This window comes from Methylorubrum podarium (assembly GCF_022179745.1).
Lineage (GTDB): Bacteria > Pseudomonadota > Alphaproteobacteria > Rhizobiales > Beijerinckiaceae > Methylobacterium > Methylobacterium podarium.
This window is the reverse complement of the sequence record NZ_BPRD01000200.1, coordinates 1-4,670: the sequence shown is the minus strand read 5'-3', so window position 1 is coordinate 4,670 and position 4,670 is coordinate 1. Positions and strand designations below refer to the sequence as shown.

The 4,670-nt window shown below is 70.7% G+C and carries 4 protein-coding genes; 1 reads left to right on the top strand and 3 read right to left on the bottom strand.

The features are described from left to right. The coding region (locus MFF42_RS10850; protein WP_238255764.1) for a cell wall hydrolase at positions 1-809 on the top strand (809 nt) is incomplete at its 5' end. Positions 810-876: 67 nt separating this feature from the next. Here the strand turns inward: MFF42_RS10850 and MFF42_RS10845 are convergent. From MFF42_RS10845 to MFF42_RS10835, 3 genes are all read right to left on the bottom strand, one after another. Then, positions 877-2,157 carry a hypothetical protein gene (locus tag MFF42_RS10845; RefSeq protein ID WP_238255763.1) on the bottom strand — a complete coding sequence of 427 codons (1,281 nt, stop codon included), beginning with the start codon at positions 2,155-2,157 and terminating at the stop codon, positions 877-879. After that, complete coding sequence (locus MFF42_RS10840; RefSeq protein WP_238255762.1) at positions 2,154-3,785, bottom strand: alpha-D-glucose phosphate-specific phosphoglucomutase; 1,632 nt, start codon at positions 3,783-3,785, stop codon at positions 2,154-2,156. The genes MFF42_RS10845 and MFF42_RS10840 overlap by 4 nt, the downstream gene beginning before the upstream one ends. A 103-nt stretch (positions 3,786-3,888) precedes the next feature. Further along, positions 3,889-4,569, bottom strand: coding sequence for an MgtC/SapB family protein (locus MFF42_RS10835; RefSeq protein WP_238255761.1), 681 nt, complete (start codon positions 4,567-4,569; stop codon positions 3,889-3,891). Positions 4,570-4,670 lie beyond the last annotated feature (101 nt).

The window sequence follows — 4,670 nt, the reverse complement described above, 5'->3', positions numbered from 1 at the left end:
TCACCGCCACCGCCGGCACCGATGCCACGCTCCGGCTGGACCGACTCTCGGAGCGGGACGTCGCGGTGACGGGTGCGCTGGTGGCGTCCACCTCGTGGAGCCCGGACGTGATCGATGCCGGTCTCGTGACGCCCGGCGCTCCTCACGAAGCCGAGCCGGGGGAGGATGGCCTCCCCGCCCTCGCCGATTCCGACGGTGCCACGCCTGCCACGCCTCGCGCCGTCGCCCTGTCCTCGGTGACGCCGGCGCCCGCCGACGCGACCCCGATCGAGGTCGCCGCGTCGAGCCTCGCCCTGCCCGGCTTCTCGGCCCGCCTCGACCGCGGCCCGTCGGTGCTCGATCCGCAGATCGCGGCGCCGGAGGCCAAGTCCCACTACGCCGAGCTGATCAACCCGGACGCGATGGACCGCGAGCAGCGCTGCCTCGCCGAGGCCGTCTATTTCGAGGCCCGCAGCGAGCCCGAGGAGGGACAGGCCGCCGTCGCGCAGGTGGTGCTGAACCGCGTCAAGAGCGGGCTCTACCCCTCCTCGGTCTGCGGCGTCGTCTACCAGAACCGCCACCGCTTCATGGGCTGCCAGTTCTCGTTCGCCTGCGAGGGCAAGTCGCTGCGCATCACCGACGCGGAATCGTGGCGCAGCGCGACCCGCGTCGCCAGCGCGGTGATCGAGGGCCGGACCTATGTCAGCGAGGTCGGCGGCGCGACCCACTACCACGCCGACTACGTCCGCCCCGGCTGGTCCCGCCGGCTCAAGCGCAAGGACATGATCGGCCGGCACATCTTCTACCAGTTGAAGCCGAACCAGACCTGATCCGCCGCCTGCGCTATCGCTTCGGCTCCGCCTCGCGATGACGGACGAGCGGTGTCCGTGACCGCGGCTACTTCCCCTGCTTGAGGTAGTTCGCTCCGCCGATCACCAGAAGCTTGTCCTTATCCCGGTCGGGCGCGAACAGGCTGAGCGACTCCGCCCCGCCCGCGTCGTCCGTCAGCGTGATCCGGAAGCCCGAGACCGCGTAGCGCCCGCTCTGCACCGGCCGGCGGCTGTGCCCCGCCACCGTGGTGCCGCCGTCGATGGCGCCGCCGGTGGAGGAGAAGCCGGTGCTGCCCTCGCGGGTGAAGCGTCCGTCGGGACTGAGCGTGAGCGTGCGCGCGCCGCCGACCGAGCCTGTCGGGCCGCTCGACCCGAAGGTGTGGCTCCAGGTGCCGGAGAAGCGATGCCCGTCGGCGAAGGGTGGCATCGTCGCGTAGGTCTTGTCGCCGATCTTGATGCCGTCCTTGGTGCGGGTGAAGGCGTCGCTCGAACGGGTGACGAGGCCGAACGCGTTCTCGATCTCGACCCGGTCGATGCGGTTGGCCGAGAGCCAGCCGCCCTTCAGCGCGTAGGTGCCGCAGGTCGCGACCTCCGTGCGGCAATGGCCGGCGATGTCGCCGTCGCGGGGCAGTTCGGTGGTGAAGAGTCCGCCCTTGTCGAACAGCAGGGTCGCTTGGTCGGCGGTGAAATCCAGGCCGCCGAAGGCGTTGGGCATCAGCCGCGTCTCGGTGCGCGCGTAGAGCCCGTCCATTCCCCCGTCGCCGGATTTCGGCGCGAGGACGAGGCCCCGGTCGTCCCTGGTCGGACGGTAGGCGCGAACCAAAGCCTCGAACCCCTCGCGGACCGGCTTCTCGGCATCCCGCTCGAGCTGGAGCGTGAGGAGAATCAGGTAATGCTCGCTCCCGCCCGCCGCGATCCCGACGAACCACGCGTTCATGCGCAGTCCGTCGCTCGACCGGCAGCAGCGCTGCTCGATGCGGATAGGATGGCCGTCGAGGGTCTCGCCGGCTTTCGCGGTGAGCGGCTTGCCCTCGGTCGGGACCTGTTTGAAGCCGCGGACGAACTGCATGAAGGCCGTGTCGAAGGCGCCGGAGGCCGGCCTGGGCTTGGCGACCAGCAGGATCGCGATGCCCTTGCGTCCGCGCGGGCCGGCCGGCTCGTAGACGCGCTGGAACAGGAGGCCGTCATTCGCCTCCCGCCGCGTCCAATCGTCGAAGGTGGCGGGCAGGTCGAACCGGGCGCTGCCGAGCGCCGTCTCCGCCGGCCGGGCCGGCTGCCCGGTCGCGAGGAGGAGAGCGAGGACGGCCGAGGCGCCCGCCGCCCCCCGGCGCCAGCGCGCGCCCGTCACGTCACGACGCTCGGCTCCGCGCGGCCGGTGAGCCTCTCGATGTCGGCCAGTTCCCGCGCGACCGCCACGACGGGTGCGAGGACCTCGGCCACCGGCAGTTCGAGCCGGTCCGGTGCCGCCTCGTAGCGCTCGATATAGACCCGCAGCGTCGCCCCGGCGGTGCCGGTGCCCGAGAGGCGGTAGACGATGCGCGCATCCTCCTCGAAGGTGACCCGCACGCCCTGCGCCTCCGTCACCGAACCATCGACCGGATCGACGTAGCGGAAATCATCCGCCGCTTTGACGGTGAGGCCGCCGATCCTGGTGCCCGGCAGGGCGCCGAGCTTGCCGCGCAGTCCCTCCATCAGCCGGTTGGCGGCGCCCGCATCGATCTCCTCGTAATCGTGGCGGGTGTAATAGTCGCGCCCGTACTCGGCCCAGTGCGCCCGCACCAGCTCCTGCGCCGGCTTGCCCGTCGCGGCCAGGATGTTGAGCCAGAGCAGCACCGCCCAGAGACCGTCCTTCTCGCGCACGTGGTTCGAGCCGGTGCCGGCGCTCTCCTCGCCGCACAGGGTGATGCGGCCGGCATCCAGCAGGTTGCCGAAGAACTTCCAGCCGGTCGGGGTCTCGAACGCCTCGATCTTCAGCGCGGCGGCGACGCGGTCCACGGCGCGGCTCGTCGGCATCGAGCGGGCGACGCCGGCGAGACCGCCCGCGTAGCCCGGCGCCCGGTGGGCGTGGGCGGCGAGGATGGCGAGGCTGTCGCTCGGGGTGACGAACAGGCCCGGCGCCACGATCATGTTGCGGTCGCCGTCGCCGTCGGAGGCCGCGCCGAAGTCGGGGGCGTCGGCCCCGTGCATGAGGTCGAACAGCTCGTGGGCGTGGACCGGGTTCGGGTCGGGATGGTGCCCGCCGAAATCGGGCTTGGGATCGCCGTTGACGACCGTACCGGGCGCCGCGCCCAACGCGCCCTCCAGGATCGCCTTGGCGTAGGGGCCGGTGACCGCCGAGAGCGCGTCGAAGCGCATCCGGAAGCCCGAGGCGAACATCTTCGCGAGCGCCTCGAAGTCGAACAGCGTGCGCATCAGCTCGGCATAGTCGGCGACCGGATCGATCACCTCGACCGTCATCCCGTCGATCTCGGTGGTGCCGATCCGGCCGAGGTCGAGGTCGGGGGCGTCGGAGATGCGGTAGTCGCCGATGGCCTTGGTGCGCTCGAAGATCGCCGCCGTGACGCTTTCCGGCGCCGGCCCGCCGTTGCTACCGTTGAACTTGATGCCGAAATCGCCCTCCGGCCCGCCGGGATTGTGGCTCGCCGAGAGCACGATGCCGCCGACCGCGCCGTGCTTGCGGATGACGCAGGAGGCGGCCGGCGTCGAGAGAAGGCCGTTCTGCCCAACCAGCACCCGCCCGAAGCCGTTGGCGGCGGCAATCTTCAGAGCGATCTGCACGACCTGCTCGTTGAAGAAGCGCCCGTCGCCGCCGATGACCAGGGTCGCGCCCTTGCGGTCGGGGATGCAATCGATGATCGCCTGAACGAAGTTCTGGACGTAATGGGGCTGCCGGAAGACGGGCACCTTCTTGCGGAGCCCCGAGGTGCCGGGCTTCTGGTCCGGATAGGGGCTGGTGGGAACCCGCTTTGACGCCATGGTTCGCTCGATTCTCGCCAAGGATACGGTTCGCACGTCGTAGTGCGGTTTGCGGCCCGATGTAGTGCGGCGGTGCAAAAATTCGCGTTGAAGGACGCTTCGGTCACCCCTCCGCGCCGAGGCGTACGCTGAGGACCGACGGATTCTGCTTCAGCCGCTCGGCGATGGCCGCAACGCTCGTCTGCGATAGCCGGACGAAGGCGATGGTGACCTCCTCGACACCCGCGTCATCGCCTGGGCGCACCACGAACTGACGCACCCGCGAGGCGCGCTCGCCGGTGACCTCTTGCAGGGTGTCGATCGACAGGCTGCCGGCCGCGACGGTGAGATGGAGCGCGCGGCTGTGCAGCCGGTCGCGCCACCGCTCCTCGATCGGCTTCAGGCCCGCCAGGATGCCGACGACGAGCACCGTGGCGGCGATCGCCGCCAGGTAGAGGCCGCCGCCGACGGCAAGTCCGATCGCCGCCACCGCCCACAGGCTCGCGGCAGTGGTGAGACCCTTCACGACCTCACCGCGCAGGAGAATGGTGCCCGCCCCCAGGAAGCCGATGCCGGAGACGACCTGCGCGGCCACGCGCGAGGGATCGAGCACCACGTCCTTCTGCCCGAGCACGTCGGAGAAGCCGAAGGCCGACACGATCATGAACAGGCAGGCGCCGACGCAGACCAGCATGTGCGTACGCAGGCCTGCGGCCCAGAGTAACCGTTCCCGCTCGAAGCCGATCACGCTGCCCATGGCGCCGGCGAGCACCAGGCGCGCCACCATCTCTCCGTTGCCGAGCATCAGCTTTCCCGCGCAGTTCGTGCGGCTCAGAGTGCGCCGCCGGCTTGCGACGCGCAACGATCCTGCGCCCCGCGAGGCGTCAAGGCGCAGGATCGTTGCGC

Excerpts from the sequence above, each read along its gene's own strand:
- MFF42_RS10840 (WP_238255762.1), bottom strand. The coding sequence starts at position 3,785 with ATGGCGTCAAAGCGGGTTCCCACCAGCCCCTATCCGGACCAGAAGCCC.
- MFF42_RS10835 (WP_238255761.1), bottom strand. The coding sequence starts at position 4,569 with ATGCTCGGCAACGGAGAGATGGTGGCGCGCCTGGTGCTCGCCGGCGCC.